This is a genomic window from Herpetosiphon giganteus, from assembly GCF_016907925.1.
Taxonomy (GTDB): Bacteria; Chloroflexota; Chloroflexia; order Chloroflexales; family Herpetosiphonaceae; genus Herpetosiphon; species Herpetosiphon giganteus.
Window position 1 is genome coordinate 278396 of sequence record NZ_JAFBCZ010000001.1, and the last position, 16832, is coordinate 295227.

The following is a 16832-nucleotide window of genomic DNA, read 5'->3' on the forward strand; positions in this document are numbered from 1 at the left end:
AAACCCCGCTCGGTTGAGCGGGGTTTTTGCTAGTTTCAGACGCTGCGAGTTAGATCCGGGTCATTTCGCGGCGAACCCGCACAATGTGGACTAACATCGTCATTGCAAAGAGCACAAAGCCGGTGGCTGGAATACCCATGTTGGTAGCAGGATTGCTCGTCCCAACATCGGTTACTGTGCCACCATCGCCATTGCCTTGGCCGCTGCCAACGCCGGTATTTGGCGTGACAGTTGCGGGGTTAGCGGTTGCGGCTCCGCCGCTGCCAGCGGTCGCATTTGGCACGGTTGTGGTGCTACCTGCAGGCGCTGCCCCAACCACCAAGACGCTCGAAATGTTCGAGTAGATTGGCTGAGCCAAGCCAGTGAAGTTCAACTGGGCTTGGTTCACAATGCGGGTTTGCGCTGCCACGCCATCTTTGATCTTGACTGGAATCATAATCGTCAAGGTTTGGCCAGCTGGCAAGACCCCTACGCGAACCGTAATTTGATTGCCTTGTTGCTCAACGCGGGCATTTTGGTCACTGACCTTGATTGGGCCATTGGTTTCCAAGTTGCTTGGCAATTGATCAACCACAACCACATCACGCATCGTCCCAGCATTCAACGAATTGGTTGGGCTGATGATCGTAATTGTGTAGACCAAGCTTTCGCCTGCGAAGCGGCTGCCCCAATCGCTCTTCTTCTGGAACTGCAAGCCAGTCACGATTGGATCAGTGACGAAGCCAGCAGGATTGGTTGGAGTTGCGGTTGCTGGAGCAGGTGCATTGGTTGGTTGACTGCCAGCAGGTGCATTGGTAGCTGAAGCCACTGGTGCGCCTGGCCGTGGCGTTGCGGTTGGGTTACTACCACCACCAGGCCGTGGCGTTGCCGTAGCGACTGGTGCGCCTGGCCGTGGCGTTGCGGTTGGGTTGATTGGTGGAACAACCGTGGCAACTGGCACGTTGGTTGCTGGCACTGAAGTAATATCAGGCCGTGGCGTATTGCTTGGCTGATTTGGCTGTGGTGTATTGGTTGGTTGGTTTGGCCGTGGCGTATTGTTTGGCCGCGGCGTATTGTTTGGCCGAGTCGTAACCGGCACGCTCGTGTTGACAATCGGCGTAACTGGCGTGTTCACAATCGGCGTAACTGGCGTGTTCACAATCGGCGTAACTGGTGTGTTCACAATCGGCGTAACTGGTGTGTTCACAATTGGTGTTACTGGCGTATTGACAATCGGCGTAACTGGTGTGCCATTGCCTGGCGTGATAGTCACGATAATTGGTGTATTTGGCGTAGTCGTAATCACAATTGGGGTAAAGCTTGGGCCAGCAGTCCCAATGGTGGTCGTTGGCAAGGTATCCGGTACGATCACAGTGTCGCTTGCTTGCAACGTACGGTTAGCAGCTGAAGCGCTTGCCGTATTGACGATACTGGTGCCTGGCGCAACACTGGCATTCACTTGCACTTGGATGGTAACCACAATTGGATTACCAGCGGTCACGGTACCATTACAGTTGACCGTCGCGCCACCAACACAGGTTGCTGAGCCAAGCGCTTGGACAGCAATAAAGGTTACTTGGCTTGGTAATTGGTCAATAATCGTAACTGAGCGCGACGTTTGGCCATCACCATTATCTTGGAAACTTACCGTGATGATATAACTAAACGTCTCTCCAGGCTGAACGAGCGCCCGTGAACTACTCTTAGCCACAGCAATTGGTTCAGATGAAGGTAAGGTTGTTTCGGTTGCGGTTGCAGTTGTAATATCAGTTGGAACAGTTGCAATCGGTGTTTCTGGGGTAAGCGTAACGACACCAGTAATTGTACCGGTTGGGGTCAGTTCTGGTGGAATCGTATCAGTCGGAATAATAAGTGACGTTGGCGTTACACATGGATCTGGGGTTTGCCCCAAAGGTCGGTGCAAACGGGCGCTCCCACCCATGCCACCGCGAATAGCAGTTGGGCTAACCACATTGGTTGCGGTTGGGCTGACCACCGTCGTGATGGTTGGCGTAACCACGCTGGTTGAGGTTGGCAACTCAGGCGTGTCGGTCACACTTGGCGTATCCGTTGGCAAGCCAGGCGTGTCGGTCACACTTGGCGTATCCGTTGGCGAAATCACGCCGGTTGGCGTATCGGTCACACTTGGGGTATCGGTTGGAGTGCCCGGCGTGCCCGGTGTCGGATAGCTTGTTGCGGTCTCGGTTGGCGTGTTGGTTGGTTCTGCGGTTGGACAAGGTGTTATCAACGGCGTTTCAGTTGGCACCGGATAGGTCTGGGTAGCCGTTGGCGGCAGTGGAGTTACTGGTGTAGCCGCCGATGTTGGCCGAGGCGTGGTTTGAGCCTGAGCATTAAATGGAAAAATAGCACTGCTAATCGCGGCTAATAATGGCGTTGCCATCATAATGATGCTAACAACCAGCGCTGTTAACTCCCAGATTGTCCAGCGAACTTTGCCTTTACCTCGTTCGCGGAGGGATGTCGGGCGTTGCCGACGAAAAAAAGATTTCATGCGAAACCCCTCGATCTATTGCCTCCGCAATTAAGAGGAGAGCGCTGCCTGATCAATCAGCCGAGCTTTGACAACCAACCGTTGGGTGTCCCAAGCAGTACACGTGATCATCGTGATCATTGCTTGCTCGGTTGGATACATCACTTCGACTTGGTTTGGCCAAACTTGTTGAATAGTTTGGACTTGATAGTGATAACGAGTATCAGCTGTTTCAACATAAATATCGTGGCCCAGCTGAAGTTCGTTCAGTCGGCCAAAGACACTGCCACGAATGCCAGCATGCCCCGCAAAAACAGTATTGCCTTTGCCCGGTAAGGCGGTGCCATGATGATAGCCTACCGCATAATCGGCAACTTCCCAAATTCCATCACGCAAAAAGACTTCGTGGATCGGACTATCGAGTTGCATTGTTGGCACGATAATCCGTTTTGGCACAAGACTCATGGGATCAGGCGTTGGGGTTGGCGTTGCAGGTTGTAAAATAAACCCTTGCGCAGGCTCGAGATAATCTGGGGCCGCAGCACTAATCGCTGGCGCAATCACTGGGAGTTGTTGCCCCAAAACCTGATCAAGTTCGGCGGCACTGGCTCCAGGTGCAAGTGCTTCCCAAACTGGGGCTGGAGCAGATGGATTGCTGCGCGCATACCACCAATCGCGGCCATAGATATTGACCACCCAATAACCAAAGAAAACGATCACACCAATGATTAACAAGCGTTCTGAGCGCACTAAAATAGCATCAAGCACCCCACGGAAACGGTACCCTTGAAGTGCAGTCTTACGCTCTTCTTTGAGCGAACGAAGTTGGGCAGGTCGATGCAATGACGAACGCACTGGTGGTGGTGCTGCCAGCAATTCTTGAAGCAAGCCCAAATCGTCGTGTGTCGAATCGATGGTTGGCGGTTGTACCACTACAAACTCGTACTCTATATGCTTCAATCATCCCTAGAATGGCGCAAATTATATAGCTCTCTTTACAATTGCGCAATAGGACTAAAAGGCTACAAATCACGCTAAAGCGATCGTTTAACCCGTTATTGTCAAGCAAATTCTTAAGGCGCTGCGATGGTCAATGGTAGATAGAGCTGCGGCGCAATCGCGGTCACGCTTATTGTAACCGTTGTCGTCAAGCTTTGGTTTAGGCTCAAATTGCGCACTTGGTAGCTGAATGAATCAAGCCCATTATAAACAGGATCAGGCGTATAGCGAATGCTTTGTTGATCTGCATCGAGCCATGCTCGACCATGCTGCGGCTGTTCAAAGCTAACAATTTGGCTAAAACTGGCCTGATCATTCGCTAAGGGCGTGAGCCGATTGGCCTGCGAATATTGCAATACTTCGAAATAATCGGCGCTTGGCTGCCAATTATTGAGGGTGGGCAACGGAACTTGCAGCGCCGGATCGCCAAAAAAGGTAAAGGTATCAAGCAAATCAGGCGAGATATTCGCCGCTGCTAAATCAAGCTTACCTTGAATCGTCGCCGGCCCAACCAAGCTCCAACCATCGTTGATAATAGCATTCACAAAGCCCCGATCAAGATAATCGTGGCCATGAGCGATGCCCAAACCGCTGGCCGCCCACATGCCAACCGCACCTCGCTGCTGCTTCAAAAGCTGCATTTCAGCCAACGATTCGAGATCGTTTTGTTGATAATGGCCAGCGTAGCAACTCAACGAAAGCACCAATGGCAAGGCTGTGTTACTCAAGCTCGCCACCGATTGAGGATTAAAAATCGCTGGCTCAGCCCATACATCAATCCCCGCATGGCCAACATAATTGACCAAAAATTGGCCACTATTGATCGCATTGACAATCTCAGCCCGAAATTGGGTCAGATTGCTATTTGGCGTGTAATAGAGTAATTGCTGATCAATCGTCGCGGGTAAAATCTCCACAACCTCATTCGAAAGCCATGGAAAATCACCTGATTGATCAGGATCATCGGCGATAAATAGCAAATTATTGAGCCAAGGTGCATCGCTTGGCGTGGCTTCGTAGCTCAAAATTTTGTTGACCACATTCTCAACATCGCTCAGCGAACGAGCTGGAATACGCCCCAAAAACAAATCGGGCAAATTGTCGCTGCCAGCCACCGTTACATAGCGATTATCGGCGGCAGTTTCGCGCAACCACGGGTCAACATCAGCCAAATAGGGCGGAATAAAATTGGTAACTGGGTGGCCAATGCTATCGGCGTAATCGTGGGGATCGGCAGTGCCATCGCCAACCAATAGCACAAAACTCGGCGCTGGAGCCTGCCAATTGGCATAGGCATACTTGATAAAATCGGCAATCGCTTGCTGGTCAACTCGCCCATCGCCAAATTGGTCGTAAATCTGTTGGACATCGATTAACAATGGCTTGAGGCCTTGGCTCGCTCGTTGAGCCAACAACGGTTGCAGGGCGTTGCTCCAACTATTGGAATTAGCAGGATTGTAGCTAAGCACCAGATAATCTGCTTGTTGGCTGACCGCACTCAGATCGGGCTGGCTGAACCATGTGCTGCTCAAAGGCGTTTGGCGTTGGCTTTGCACCAAATAGCGCCGATTGCCTGTCGTTTCCCAGCTTAGTTGGCCTTGCTGCAAATTCCAGCCAACCAAACGGCGTGGCGCAAATGGCGTTTGCACATCAAATAGCAAGGGATTTTCGCTGCTAATGTTGCTAATCGTTTGATTTGGCGGAGTGCTTGACCACTGCAATTCGCCTGCAACCGCCTGCAATTGGCGCTGATAATCAAGCTCAACCCAATCGAGAAAGCTGGTTTCGCGCTCATTGCCAATCGGCACAATTGTTAGCTGGTTGGTTGGGCTAAGCCAGCCGCTTGGTACGCTAATCATTGGCTCAAGCACTTGAAAACCGGTCATTGTGACGGTGGTCAGCAAACGATTGTTGAGCCGAATTTCGGCCTGATGCTGATTACCAAGTTTGCCGCCATGCAAGCGCAAGCGCAAACGAGCTGGCTGATCAAAACGAGTCGCGCTATCAAGATTCCAATTGATCTGCAATGGTTGGGCAGTTTGGCCAGCACCCGGGCTATACCAATATTGCCACCACCAACGGTTTGTGCCGCTCGCCGGAAAAGCGCTCAAATAGAGTTTTTGTTCTTCCAAACGCAGGGTTTCGTTATAGGAATTGAGGCTTGGGCTAGCCGAATTAACCGATTCGCTGACCAACACAGTACCTGCTTGCTGCGAATTCCAGCGCACAATCACGCTGCCTTCGTGGCTTTGATCGCGATTGTAGGGCGGGAGATAAAACACCATGCCCGTGGCGGTGAGCAAACGTGGCAGTTGCTGGCGGCCCTGCCAAAGCTGCAAATTGGCAGCTTGATTGATCCATTGGCTTGGCACACCTGCCGCCTGCAAATCGCTCCAACGAATTTCGCTAATGCCAGGCTTGGCAAAACGCACGCGCAAACCAGTGGTCAAGGGCACGCTGCTCGCCAGTTGGGGTTTCAAGCTAGGCTCAGTAAGATCGCTGGGGTTAAGCACTTGTTGGCGCAGCAATTCATTCCACAACGGATCAGGGCGAAGCTTGCGCTGCGTGGAATCAGCCACAAATTCGAGGCTAATATCAATTGAGCTTGGTACAAGCAGTTGCTGCTTGGCTGGTTGCCATTGCGCCCCAAAAATCGTCAAGGGTACGAGTTGTTGCTCACGCACTTGGACAACTTGACCAAGGCTGGCCCATGCCGCTGGATACTGCGCTTGTTTGGTAGCAGTGCTTGGGGTGCTGGTCGCGATGGCCTTGCTTGGCTGCAATGGGTCAACCTGCCAACCGTTGGTCGGGTTGAGTTGCAGTTGCTGGCGATAGGATTGCAGATCGTTGGCGACAACTGATCTGAGCTGCAAGTGATAGCCAGTTGGCACAACCAACCAGTGAGCTGAACGCGGCAAGGCAGGTTGATCGGCGCTGGCATCATTTTGCCAGCCAGCCAGCTTAATCGCATTGGCGGATACGTTTGGTTTTGGCAATTGAAGATTAATCTGCAAATGCTGACCATGGCGTTGGAGCGTCAGCGGAGCAGTAGCAATTTGGGCCACCACCGGTTGACGAATCAGCAACATCGACATCACTAAACAGCCAATTAACCAACGCTGGAGCATAATTACCTCAGATATTTCGGTTTGATCAACCAACGCCGCGCATGACGCAGCCACGCCAGAAGCCATTGAACGTAACGCCCAAGCCGATTGAGCTTCAAGTGAGCATTTGGCGTTTGCCAAGCGACAGCCTGGGCCACAATTGCCGAGCGCTCGATCCAGCCATCGAAATAGGGGCAGGCATCGCCAGCAATCAAATATCGCTGTTGGTTGCGCCAAAGCACCCGATGCATGACCACGCGTTGCCCAACATCAGCCAAAACCACGCTGCCCAAGCTAATAGTTGCTGGCATATCAGCAATTGTCACCAAGGTTTGGTCAGGCAGGATTGGCTGCATACTGCGGCCCGCCACTTGGAGCTGGAGCCTACCACCTGCCTGCACAACCAACTGCGCCAAGTCGTAGGCCTCGGCGGCGCTGAGCACTCGTTCAGCCAAGGAGTTGGCGCACATAGCTAATTACCTCAGAATCGGGCACAAACGCCAAGTGCCATTGGTCCACTTTGCTGGTAGCATAATCGGCAAGCTCCAAGGCTTGGTCGAGGGCAATTGGGTTCCACAAGGGCAGAAATTGCTCGGGCAACCAATGGCGCAAGGCTTGGGCGCTGCTCAAACGAGTGGCGTGGTTGGTTGCGCCATGGCTGGGGTAGCATATTGCCCGTACTGGGGCTGCTTGGGCAGCGATTAAACCAGCGCTGCTATACCATGGCGTGCCATAAGCCCAAAGCTGGTCGGCATGCCAACGCACAATCACCCGATCATCGCTCAAAATGCTAGCTCCCGCGCTATGCCAAAGGCGCGCTGAGGTTGATTTGCCCACGCCTGGCGGGCCAACCAAGAGCAAGCCTTGCCCTGCATCGACCACGCCGCAGGCATGCAACAAACCACCTTGATGCACACTCAGCCATTCAATTAAGATCAACTGCAAGCCTGGATAATCAAACAACACTTCGGCGGCGCTAACACTTGAATCATGGCTGAGCAACCACGTATCAGCGGCGGTTTGTTGCAACGCCCACAATGGCTCGGCATGAGTTGGCGGGTGGCCGACGATACTGCGAATATGCTCGTGCTGCCAAAGCGCCCAAACCTGATCGGCCTGAAAAAGCCGCTGACCAAGCGGGTAGCGGTCAGCGGCAGCACAGGTGTGAATCTGAAGATCGGCGGTTGAAGCATTGATTTGAAATTGCTGGTCGACCATAGCTGGCCACGCTGGCAGATCAAGTGCAATTCGACAACCGCCAATGGAAAGCATTACCATCGCAAAAAAAGAACGCTTAACTAAAACAGGGCGTAATTTTACAGTTTGCGCCCGATGTGGCGCTACTGGTCGTGCGGCACACCGCCAACACATCTTCTTTAATCCGCAAGCCAACCGTTTCGATGGTTGGTTTGACATAGGCTTTGCGGGGCTTGCGTTCTGGCTTGGTCGATGATTGTTGTGCCATGAGACATCCTCCGGTACGCGGTTAGCGAACCTCTAGACAAATTGCATTATTGATCCAACGGTCGGCATTTTCAGCAAAGGCTGAAACCCGCGCCTTCGTACTATCACACACCCAATCGATTGGGCGATTTTCCAAGCTGTTACGCTCTAAGGTCGACCAACCTGGACAATTGGTACAGACCAGTGACATTTCGCAGGAGTGACAAGCAGTGGCTTCAGTATTGCGGGTTTCGCGCACTTCGGCCAAATAGCCATCCCACACATCCATAAAATTGGTTGCCCGCCAATCGACAGCGCGCGTGCGGGTAATCATACACGGGCTGACCATGCCATAGGCATCGACATGGCCCGATTTATTGGCAGCGCCACAGGTGAATGTTTTTTCGCCGCCCTTCATCTGATAGCCCAAAAAGCCGTTGCAATAATCCTGCCATTCCTCGACCCGCTGGGGATCAAGTTTTTCGATGGCGATCAATTCTTCTGGGCTAAGCCGTAAAGTGGTAGGAAAACGATCGCCATTCAAGCGCGGGTGAATCATGCCATCATAGCGAAAATCCCAGCCATAGTGCTCGGCTACAGCTTTCATGGCCAAAAATTCGTGCGAATTAATATTGAGCAGCACGGTTTTGAGCACCACATCAAGCTCATATTCGGCCAGCAGCGCCAAGCCTTGCATACATTTAGCAAACGATCCAGGCACACGAGTCACGGTTTCGTAGGTTTCGGCGGTTGCGCCATAGAGCGTCACTTCGACCAAATGTGGCTTGTAGTTGCTCAAAAATTCAGCTCGTTGGCGGGTAACCATGGTGGCATTGGTGTAAATCGAAATTACAAAGCCAAGGTTGCGAGCATAAAGATATAACTCTTCAAAATCGCGGCGCACCATAATTTCGCCACCAGTGAGCAGCAACCACAGCGTGCCAGCTGCCGCCATCTCATCGAGCAGGCGTTTACACTCCTCGGTTGAAAGCTCACGTTGGCGGGCAGCTTGATGATTGACAGGCAAGTTGATATAGCAATGTTGGCAATTTAAGTTACAGCGCTCGGTCAACTCAAACGACATCGAAACTGGCACGCGCCCCAAGGCTGATAATCGGACATTGAACGCCGCATCGTTGGTTTCTGCACATAATTCCATGCTTAGGCAACCTCCTGAATAACGGCGGCCTCAAGCATCGATTCCAACAACGGAATCAGATCGTCTTGGGCGGCGCGCGGTTCAACATCGTATTCGGCACACACATGCTCGATCAATTCGGCCAAACTTTGGGGCGTTGCCAAAGCCTGCCAAACCAGCGCGGCGGTTTCGTTAAGCGCAAAAATAGCATTGAGGGCGGCGGTGTTTGGTCGTACAGGAACCAACACCGTTTCACTCCCAATGCTACGGGTAACAATCGCCGGATCACGGACAAATCGTTGTGGAGCGTGCTCATTCATAAGTGTCTACTCAAACCACAAGGGTTAGCAATTGCAATGATTTTCATCTTAGCATGAACTGATCTCCACGTCCAAGCCCTGTTATATCCCTCGATTGTGGGACTTTTAGTTTAGACTTGCGGTGGCGCGAGCCGAGCTTGCACCGCAAATAAGCGCAATTCAGCTTTATTACCCAACCCTAATTTGCTATAAATATTGCGTAAATGGGTTTTGATTGTTTCTTCGCTGAGAATTAATTGCTGGGCAATATCGCTGTTGCGGCGGCCTTCGGCGGCCAAGAAAAAGACTTGGCGTTCGCGCTCGGTTAGGGCGTTCAAGGCATCGTTGGTTTTGGTCGAGACGGTTGGCTGTGGGCCTTCCAACAGTTGGCGCACAACTTTTTGGGCAATCGGGCCAGCCAAAACGGTCTCGCCTTGGGCAACCGCGCTAATATGACTAATCAAGCGCGAAGGATCTTCGGTTTTGAGCACATAGCCAGCAGCCCCAGCGGCCAACGATTGGCGAATCACATCATTGGTATCGTTGGCGGTCAGCATCAAAACTCGCGTGCGTGGCGATGCTTCAACAATTGTGCGACACACTTCATAGCCAGGCATATCAGGCAAGCTAACATCGAGCAGCGCTACATCAACAAATTGATCTTTCGCCACTACCGCAGCGTCGCGCCCATGCCCAAGCACGCCAACAACTTCCATCTCATCGTGGGTTTCGAGCAGGGCACGTACCCCTTCACGAAACACTGGATGATCATCAACAATCAGGATCCGCATGGGGTACTCCTTCTTCAGAACAGATGCGAAAACAGGTAAAAAACAGACAATGCCTATCCACTGTAGGGGTGAGAGTTTACGAACAGAATTACGATTAAGTGAGTATTCATGCGGTATGGCTATGTTGTTCCAAGGGCAACCAACAGGTGAATTGCGAACCTTGACCAACGGTGCTGGCGACCGAAATGGTGCCACCCATCAGGGCCAGCAACTCGCGAACAATGGCTAAACCTAAGCCGCTCCCACTCTCGGTTGGGTTACTACCGCGATAAAAACGTTCAAATAAGCGTTGTTGATGTTCGGCTGCGATGCCCGGCCCCGTATCAGCGACCGTAATAATTGTGCCCGCCTGCCCAGCTTGAATCTGGCGATCAACTGAGAGGGTGACAGTGCCACCATCGGGTGTAAATTTGAGTGCATTGCTCAGCAAGTTGACGACCACTCGCATAAATTGATCAGGCGCGAGCCACAACGCAGGCAAATTGCTGGTGCATTCTTGAAAAATCAAGCGTTGTTCGCGCGCTTCGGCCAATGGGCGATAGGTTTGAGCCAAATTGCGCAACAACTCGATAATATCCACCCACTCCGGATTGCTGTGCATCAAGCCACTATCCAAGCGGGTCAGCGTCAGCAAATCTTCGACGATGGCCTCCAAGCGCCCAGCCTCGCTTGCTATAGTTTCGAGATATTGGGGCAATTTGGTTTTAGCCTTAACTTGCTGCGCCAAGCGCGCATAGAGTTTAATGTTGGCCAACGGCGTGCGCAATTCATGCGAAGCATTGGCGACAAACTGAGTTTTAAGCCGATCATATTCCTTCAGCCGCGTAATATCGTGGAGCACAATCGTCCACCAATCTTCTTGCTCGCTGAAAATCGGAATATAGGCAATATGGATGCCCAGATCGGTGGTTGGATTTTGCTCAAGCACAATTTCATCGCGCACACTATCGCCAGTCTGTTGCGCTTGCTTAAAAAGTGCCAACACAAGCGGCGAAAGATCTTTGAGATGCTCGGGGACTGGCGGCGTAACTGCGAAAAAAGCCAAGGCTTGGGGATTAACAAAGTGGATGCGGCCATCGCCATCGACCAAAATCAAGCCTTCTTCCATGGCGGTGAAGGCTCCCTCGAATTTGCGCCGCTCATCGTTAATATCAGCAATCAGTTGGGCATTCTCAATCGCCATGGCCGCATGCTGCGCAATCACATTCAGCAGCGCCTCATCATCCATGGTAAAAAAGCCAATTTCGGGATGCACCAAGGTCAAAACCCCGCGCACCCGTCGCCCGCGCAACAGCGGCACACACAGCACCGAACGCACATCCAAGGTATCGCTAGGATAATCGATCCAGCGTTCGTCGAGGTTGGTATCGGCAATTAAGGCGCTTTGGCGGTGTTTCAATACCCAACTTGCCAAGCCTTCGCGCAGAATCCGGTTGGTAAAAGGGGTTAAGCGTGCTTGTTGAAAACGCTCGGAGAGCAAATGCATTTGCACTTCGTCGTGCTCGCCATATAAAAAGATGCTGCCACGCACCGCGTTGGTAAAGCGAGTGGTGGCCGAAAGCACATGTTGCAAAACATTCGGCAAACTTAACATCGTCGCAAACTGTTGAGCGAGGCTATAGAGCAACTGCAACCGTTCATACTCGGTTCGCAAACGCTGATATGAATCTTCGGGGCTTGGCACCGGACTAGCTTCATTCGCGGCCATAGGATACTCCACAGCTATGCGGCTTATGCTAAAAATTATAACACCGAGTTTCAAGCCACAAGGGGAGCCGAAAATCGCCTCATGGACTGATTAATGAGTATGATACAATGATTCACGATGAAACCAAATGCTGCTGAGTACCAATTCCAGATTTTCGTGTTTAATGCTGTGTGTACTCATCACTCACATTGAGGTACTGATGGTATTTGCACGACCAAACATTCGTTTAGGCACGGTTAAAGCTAGCTCCAAGCCACTATGGTTTGCTCAAACGCTCAAGCGTTTTGGGGTATGGTGGGCTGCTTCAACCATCCGTTCAGACTCATCGGACGTAGTGCCTATTAACGATAATCAACGCCCAATGCCAGGTGATCCATTGGGCGATAACGTGCTGATTCGACGGATTGCCCAAGGCGATGAGCAAGCATTATCGCAGCTCTACGACCGCTACGCTGCTACCGTGATGGGGATTGCCCTAAAAATCGTGCGTCAACGCGAGATCGCCGAGGAAATTACCCAAGAGGCTTTTTGGCGGGTTTGGCAACGAGCGAGCACCTTTGATAATAGCCGTGGCAATTGTGCCCCATGGCTCTTTGGAATCGCCCGCAACCTGAGCATTGACGAACTGCGGCGACGAGCAGCGCGGCCTCAAGCTGCCTACGAAGATCCAGAGCGACCATTGCTTGAGTCGATTGCCGACGATGCTGATATTGAAGAAGTCGTTTGGCTTGGCGAACAACGCTCAGTCGTGCGTTCAGCTATGCAGGCGCTTTCCGCCGAACAACGCGAAGCCTTGGAGTTGGCCTATTTTAGTGGGCTGACCCAGCGCGAAATTGCCGATAAATTAGGCAATCCGTTAGGCACGATTAAAACCCGTGTCCGGCTTGGCCTATTGAAACTGCGCGATCTTTTGGGTACACATCAGTGGAACGAATAATGGATACACAATTAGAAGAACTCTTGATTGGGTATGCGCTTGGCATTTTGAGTGCCGACGAGCAACAATCGGTCGAAATTCAAATCGCGAATAATCCACTGCTGCGCACAAAAATTCAGCAGTTGCAACGGACTGTTCATCAGTTGGCTTTGGCTGCGCCGAAAGTGCAACCAACCCCACTGGTTAAGCAACAGTTGTTGGCTCGTGCGCGGGCCAGCAAGCAAACCAGTCCAATCACTCGTCCAGCAGCCCGAAAGCTTTCGCTGGCTTGGGCACTCACCTTGGCGCTTTTAGTCGCCTTGGGTGGCTGGAACATTGGTCTGCGCGGCGAAAATAATCAATTACGCTCCGATATTGCCGGGCTTGAACGTGAAGTTGCCGATGAGCGGATTCGGCGGGTGCAAGCAGATGAACGGATTGCCAAAGCAGAACAAGCGGTTTCGTTTGTCGTTGCCCAAACTACCACCTCGCGCCAATTGGCTGGCACTGAACAATCGCCGACAGCCGTTGGTACGATGTATATGCAACCAGGCAATCAAACTGCCGTTTTAGTGGTTGATGGGCTGCAACCCTTGCCTGAAGGTCAGGTTTATCAGTTTTGGTTGGCCCGAGCTGGGCAAGAGCCAATTCCCAGTGATCAATTTTTGGTCAGCACCAATGGCCATGCGCAATTGGTCATTACTGCCGATAGCCAGGTTAACGATTTTCAACAAGTAATGGTCACAATCGAAGTTGCTGGCGGAGCACAAACCGTTCCAGGAACCACCGTTTTGGCAGGTAACCTCTAACATTGACCCAGCCACGCTCAATTTGGGGGTGGCTGGCCGCCGAAAAATAGGCCTATTGGCAAACTAGCTGCATCGCTTAATTCATGGTTTAATCATGGCTATGCTGTAACTGTGAGGTGGTGCTATGTGGCGATTTTTATCAATTGGCCTGCTCATTTTCAGTCTTTTGCCCTCGGTCAGTGCCCAAACAACCCAACCTGTTCAATTTATTGTGCCGATTGCCAGCGTAACCAATAGTGGGCTAAACTTCGATAATCGTGGTCAGCCGCAACGCACAATTAAGCTCTATGAAGCGTGGCCCGCCAGCCAAACCCAACGCCAGCCAAACCCGGCGTTGCGGGTGCATGTCCCCAGCTTTGCGCAGAAAATCGACCCCAATCTACTGAGCAACTGGCGTAAAGCCGCCAATCAACCCCAAACAATGCTCGTGTTTTTGGCCGATCAAGCAGATCTCAGCCAAGCTAGCACCATCAGCGATTGGGCTGAACGTGGCGATTATGTCTATAAAATACTAACCGAGCATGCTCAACAGTCCCAAGCACCATTAATTGATAAGCTACGCGCCCAAGGCGTAACGGTTCAATCGCTGTGGATTGTCAATAGCTTGATTATTGAAGGCGATCAGCAATTGGCTTTGGATTTGGCTCAGCAGCCTGCGGTTGCTAGCATTGCAGCGAATCAAACATGGAATAATCCCCATTTAACGACAATCCCAGCGACCGATCCAGAAAATTTCGCGTGGGGCTTAACCGCGGTCAATGCGCCGCAAGTGTGGGGTGATTGGGGCGTGCGCGGCCAAGGGATCGTGGTTGCCAATATTGATACCGGCGTAACCGTCAGCCATACCGCCTTGCTCAAAAATTATCGCGGCTGGTCGGCTAATGGCTTGAGCAACGATTACAACTGGTTTGATCCGACCTATCAATATCGTTTGCCGACCGATCCCGCTGGCCATGGCACGCATACGATGGGCAGTATGGCTGGAGCCAATGATCGCCAAGGTATGGCCTTGGGCGTTGCGCCCGCTACTCGTTGGATTGCTGCCAGAGCATGTGATGTCTGGACATGCAACGAAGCAGCGTTGATGCGCAGCGCCCAATGGATGCTAGCTCCAACACGGGTTGGCTGCGAACGTAATCAGCAGATTGCCTGCGATCCGCGCCCAGATTTGCGGCCTCATATCATTAACAATTCGTGGGGCGGCTCCGGTGAGAGCACTTGGTACAGTGGCTACATCAGCGCTTGGGATGCAGCAGGAATTATGAGCGTCTTTGCTGCCGGCAATTTGGGGAGTGATGGCTGCCGTACCAGCGCTGCCCCAGGCAATAATCCCAATGTATTTAGTGTCGGCGCTGTCGATAGCAATAACCTGATCGCCGAGTTTTCATCACGCGGCCCAACCAGCGATGGCCGCACCAACCCCGATTTGAGCGGCCCCGGCGTGCGCGTGCCTTCGGCTTGGCCCGATGGCTCAACTGCGCTGATGAATGGAACATCGATGGCCGCGCCGCATGTCAGTGGCATTGCCGCCCTAATTTGGTCGGCCAACCCGCAATACATTGGCAATTTAGCTGCGACCCAAGCCTTATTAACTGATACGACCGTGCCCCGCTATTCAGCTCAATGTGGCGATTCGGCCACAGCCCGCCCGAACAACGTCTATGGTTGGGGCAGCGTCGATGCCTATGCCGCAGTCAGCGCTGCACGGGTCGATGTGGCATGGCTCAATCTGCCAGAGCAATTGGTGGTTCCCGCCAACGCCCAAATAACCATTCCAATTACCTTGGATACCCGCCAAGTAAGCGTGGCAGGAACCTATCGGGCCAATGTGCTAATTGTCGCAGGTGCAAGTACATCAACTATTGAGCTAGAGTTAGTAGTGCAAGCAGCGCCCAACACCAGCCAATTTACTGGCCAATTGGTCGATTTTTGGCATGGGCGCGGGGTTTATGGGCGGGTCAGCGTTGGCAATGGCCCTTCAGTCTATACTGATCAGTCTGGGCGTTACACGATGACGCTCACGATTGATAGCCATCAGCTCAACGCCCAAGCCAATGGCTACCATCCAAACAGCGCCAGCGTTGATCTTGCGCTGCAAACCACCAAACTTGTGACAATGACCCCTGATATTCCCCATGTGCAAGCTGAAATTCCAGTTATTAGCACAACCCTCACCTTTGCCGAGCAACGCACAATTCCGATCACCCTTAGCAACCTTGGCACTCAACCCTTGACGATTAAGCCCCAAATTCCTAATCAAGATTGGCAAATTACGCCAGCGCCAAGCGTTGGGTTATACGCTACGAACGGCTTGGCTGAGCTAAAACTCAAGGACGACCAAATTTATACCGATGCGTTAGATTTGGGCTTTCATGCACCTTTATTTGGGAAGTTAGCCAACAAACTCTACCTTAGCTCAAATGGCTGGGTTTCGTTGAATCAGACTGGGTTTTCAGCCCCCAGCTCTAACTGTTTTCCGGCCAACAATCTGCCGAATGCCACTTTTGCCGCCTTCTGGACGGATCTTGATCCTTCGAAGGGTGGCATTATTCGGGCGGGAAACATCGACCCTGAAACGTTTGTAGCCAGTTTTGAAAACGTGCCACTGTGGCAAGATGAGAATATTGTTACGCCGGCTCCAACCTATAGCTTTCAAATCATTATTAAGCGCAGTGGGTTGGTGGAGTATCGGTATGCGGCAATGAATTCAGTGCCGAGCAAGTGGGGAATTGGCACCCATAGCACGACGAGTTTGGCGCAGGCTATCGGTTGTCATCAAAGCCATGAATATCTGACGACCCAAAATTGGCACTTACGCAATCAAGCAACGAGTGCGCAATGGCTAAGTGTGGAGCCAAGCACTTTGACGATTGCGCCCAATCAGCAGGCGATTATGCAGGTTCAGCTCAAAGGTTTTGGCGCAATGGCATGGGTGCAGCATCCAGCACTTGGGGTGGTGCAGCTCAATACCAATGATCCGCGCCAAACACAAATTGCTGTTTCAGCCCATGTGGGCCTGCAAACAGCACCTTATCAAACCTACGCCAATACGATTGTAATTAGTAACCCGTTGGCCGATCCATAGGAGCAAGTTGGCGTAAATCAAGGGTTGCATTTGGCCAAGCCAGCGTGCGATAATCAAAGCTGCTGGA

Annotated in this window: 13 protein-coding genes; 3 read left to right on the top strand and 10 right to left on the bottom strand. The window is 52.1% G+C overall.

Annotated elements, in window-relative coordinates; genetic code table 11:
• Positions 1–49: 49 nt before the first annotated feature.
• The 10 genes from JOD20_RS01230 to JOD20_RS01275 form a co-directional block, all read right to left on the bottom strand.
• Positions 50–2491 (bottom strand): isopeptide-forming domain-containing fimbrial protein, encoded by a 2442-nt coding sequence (locus JOD20_RS01230; protein WP_204753531.1) that lies wholly within the window; start codon positions 2489–2491, stop codon positions 50–52.
• Positions 2492–2521: 30 nt separating this feature from the next.
• Positions 2522–3403, bottom strand: coding sequence for a sortase (locus JOD20_RS26820; RefSeq protein ID WP_204753532.1), 882 nt, complete (start codon positions 3401–3403; stop codon positions 2522–2524).
• A gap of 140 nt (positions 3404–3543) precedes the next feature.
• Positions 3544–6651, bottom strand: coding sequence for a C25 family cysteine peptidase (locus JOD20_RS26825; RefSeq protein WP_204753533.1), 3108 nt, complete (start codon positions 6649–6651; stop codon positions 3544–3546).
• A complete protein-coding gene (locus JOD20_RS01245; RefSeq protein ID WP_204753534.1) occupies positions 6600–7046 on the bottom strand; it encodes a S24 family peptidase in 447 nt (148 codons plus the stop codon). Before JOD20_RS01245 ends, JOD20_RS26825 begins: the two co-directional genes overlap by 52 nt.
• Positions 7024–7848: a phosphoenolpyruvate carboxykinase (ATP) gene (locus JOD20_RS01250; protein WP_204753535.1), complete on the bottom strand. Its 825-nt coding sequence runs from the start codon at positions 7846–7848 to the stop codon at positions 7024–7026. The genes JOD20_RS01245 and JOD20_RS01250 overlap by 23 nt, the downstream gene beginning before the upstream one ends.
• Before the next feature lie 22 nt (positions 7849–7870).
• Positions 7871–8041, bottom strand: a complete 171-nt coding sequence (locus JOD20_RS01255; protein WP_160319522.1) for a hypothetical protein — start codon at positions 8039–8041, stop codon at positions 7871–7873.
• Between the two features lie 21 nt (positions 8042–8062).
• Positions 8063–9178: a radical SAM protein gene (locus JOD20_RS01260; RefSeq protein ID WP_204753536.1), complete on the bottom strand. Its 1116-nt coding sequence runs from the start codon at positions 9176–9178 to the stop codon at positions 8063–8065.
• Positions 9179–9180: 2 nt separating this feature from the next.
• Complete coding sequence (locus JOD20_RS01265; RefSeq protein ID WP_110513817.1) at positions 9181–9477, bottom strand: PqqD family protein; 297 nt, start codon at positions 9475–9477, stop codon at positions 9181–9183.
• A 110-nt stretch (positions 9478–9587) separates the two neighbouring features.
• The gene (locus JOD20_RS01270; RefSeq protein ID WP_054535709.1) at positions 9588–10247 is read right to left on the bottom strand and encodes a response regulator; all 660 of its coding nucleotides are present in this window, start codon (positions 10245–10247) and stop codon (positions 9588–9590) included.
• Between the two features lie 106 nt (positions 10248–10353).
• Positions 10354–11955: an ATP-binding protein gene (locus JOD20_RS01275; RefSeq protein ID WP_204753537.1), complete on the bottom strand. Its 1602-nt coding sequence runs from the start codon at positions 11953–11955 to the stop codon at positions 10354–10356.
• A 199-nt stretch (positions 11956–12154) separates the two neighbouring features.
• Between JOD20_RS01275 and JOD20_RS01280 the strand changes: the two genes are divergently transcribed.
• The 3 genes from JOD20_RS01280 (at position 12155) to JOD20_RS01290 (ending at position 16765) form a co-directional block, all read left to right on the top strand.
• Positions 12155–12892: an RNA polymerase sigma factor gene (locus JOD20_RS01280; protein ID WP_239583661.1), complete on the top strand. Its 738-nt coding sequence runs from the start codon at positions 12155–12157 to the stop codon at positions 12890–12892.
• Positions 12892–13680, top strand: coding sequence for an anti-sigma factor domain-containing protein (locus JOD20_RS01285; RefSeq protein ID WP_204753538.1), 789 nt, complete (start codon positions 12892–12894; stop codon positions 13678–13680). Before JOD20_RS01280 ends, JOD20_RS01285 begins: the two co-directional genes overlap by 1 nt.
• Positions 13681–13804: 124 nt before the next feature.
• Positions 13805–16765, top strand: coding sequence for a S8 family serine peptidase (locus tag JOD20_RS01290; protein WP_204753539.1), 2961 nt, complete (start codon positions 13805–13807; stop codon positions 16763–16765).
• Positions 16766–16832 lie beyond the last annotated feature (67 nt).

Bases quoted from the DNA above. Each gene is read 5' to 3' on its own strand.
- JOD20_RS01230 (WP_204753531.1), bottom strand. From the start codon at position 2,491: ATGAAATCTTTTTTTCGTCGGCAACGCCCGACATCCCTCCGCGAACGA.
- JOD20_RS01245 (WP_204753534.1), bottom strand. From the start codon at position 7,046: ATGTGCGCCAACTCCTTGGCTGAACGAGTGCTCAGCGCCGCCGAGGCC.
- JOD20_RS01250 (WP_204753535.1), bottom strand. From the start codon at position 7,848: ATGCTTTCCATTGGCGGTTGTCGAATTGCACTTGATCTGCCAGCGTGG.
- JOD20_RS01255 (WP_160319522.1), bottom strand. From the start codon at position 8,041: ATGGCACAACAATCATCGACCAAGCCAGAACGCAAGCCCCGCAAAGCC.
- JOD20_RS01260 (WP_204753536.1), bottom strand. From the start codon at position 9,178: ATGGAATTATGTGCAGAAACCAACGATGCGGCGTTCAATGTCCGATTA.
- JOD20_RS01265 (WP_110513817.1), bottom strand. From the start codon at position 9,477: ATGAATGAGCACGCTCCACAACGATTTGTCCGTGATCCGGCGATTGTT.
- JOD20_RS01270 (WP_054535709.1), bottom strand. From the start codon at position 10,247: ATGCGGATCCTGATTGTTGATGATCATCCAGTGTTTCGTGAAGGGGTA.
- JOD20_RS01275 (WP_204753537.1), bottom strand. From the start codon at position 11,955: ATGGCCGCGAATGAAGCTAGTCCGGTGCCAAGCCCCGAAGATTCATAT.
- JOD20_RS01280 (WP_239583661.1), top strand. From the start codon at position 12,155: ATGGTATTTGCACGACCAAACATTCGTTTAGGCACGGTTAAAGCTAGC.
- JOD20_RS01285 (WP_204753538.1), top strand. From the start codon at position 12,892: ATGGATACACAATTAGAAGAACTCTTGATTGGGTATGCGCTTGGCATT.
- JOD20_RS01290 (WP_204753539.1), top strand. From the start codon at position 13,805: ATGTGGCGATTTTTATCAATTGGCCTGCTCATTTTCAGTCTTTTGCCC.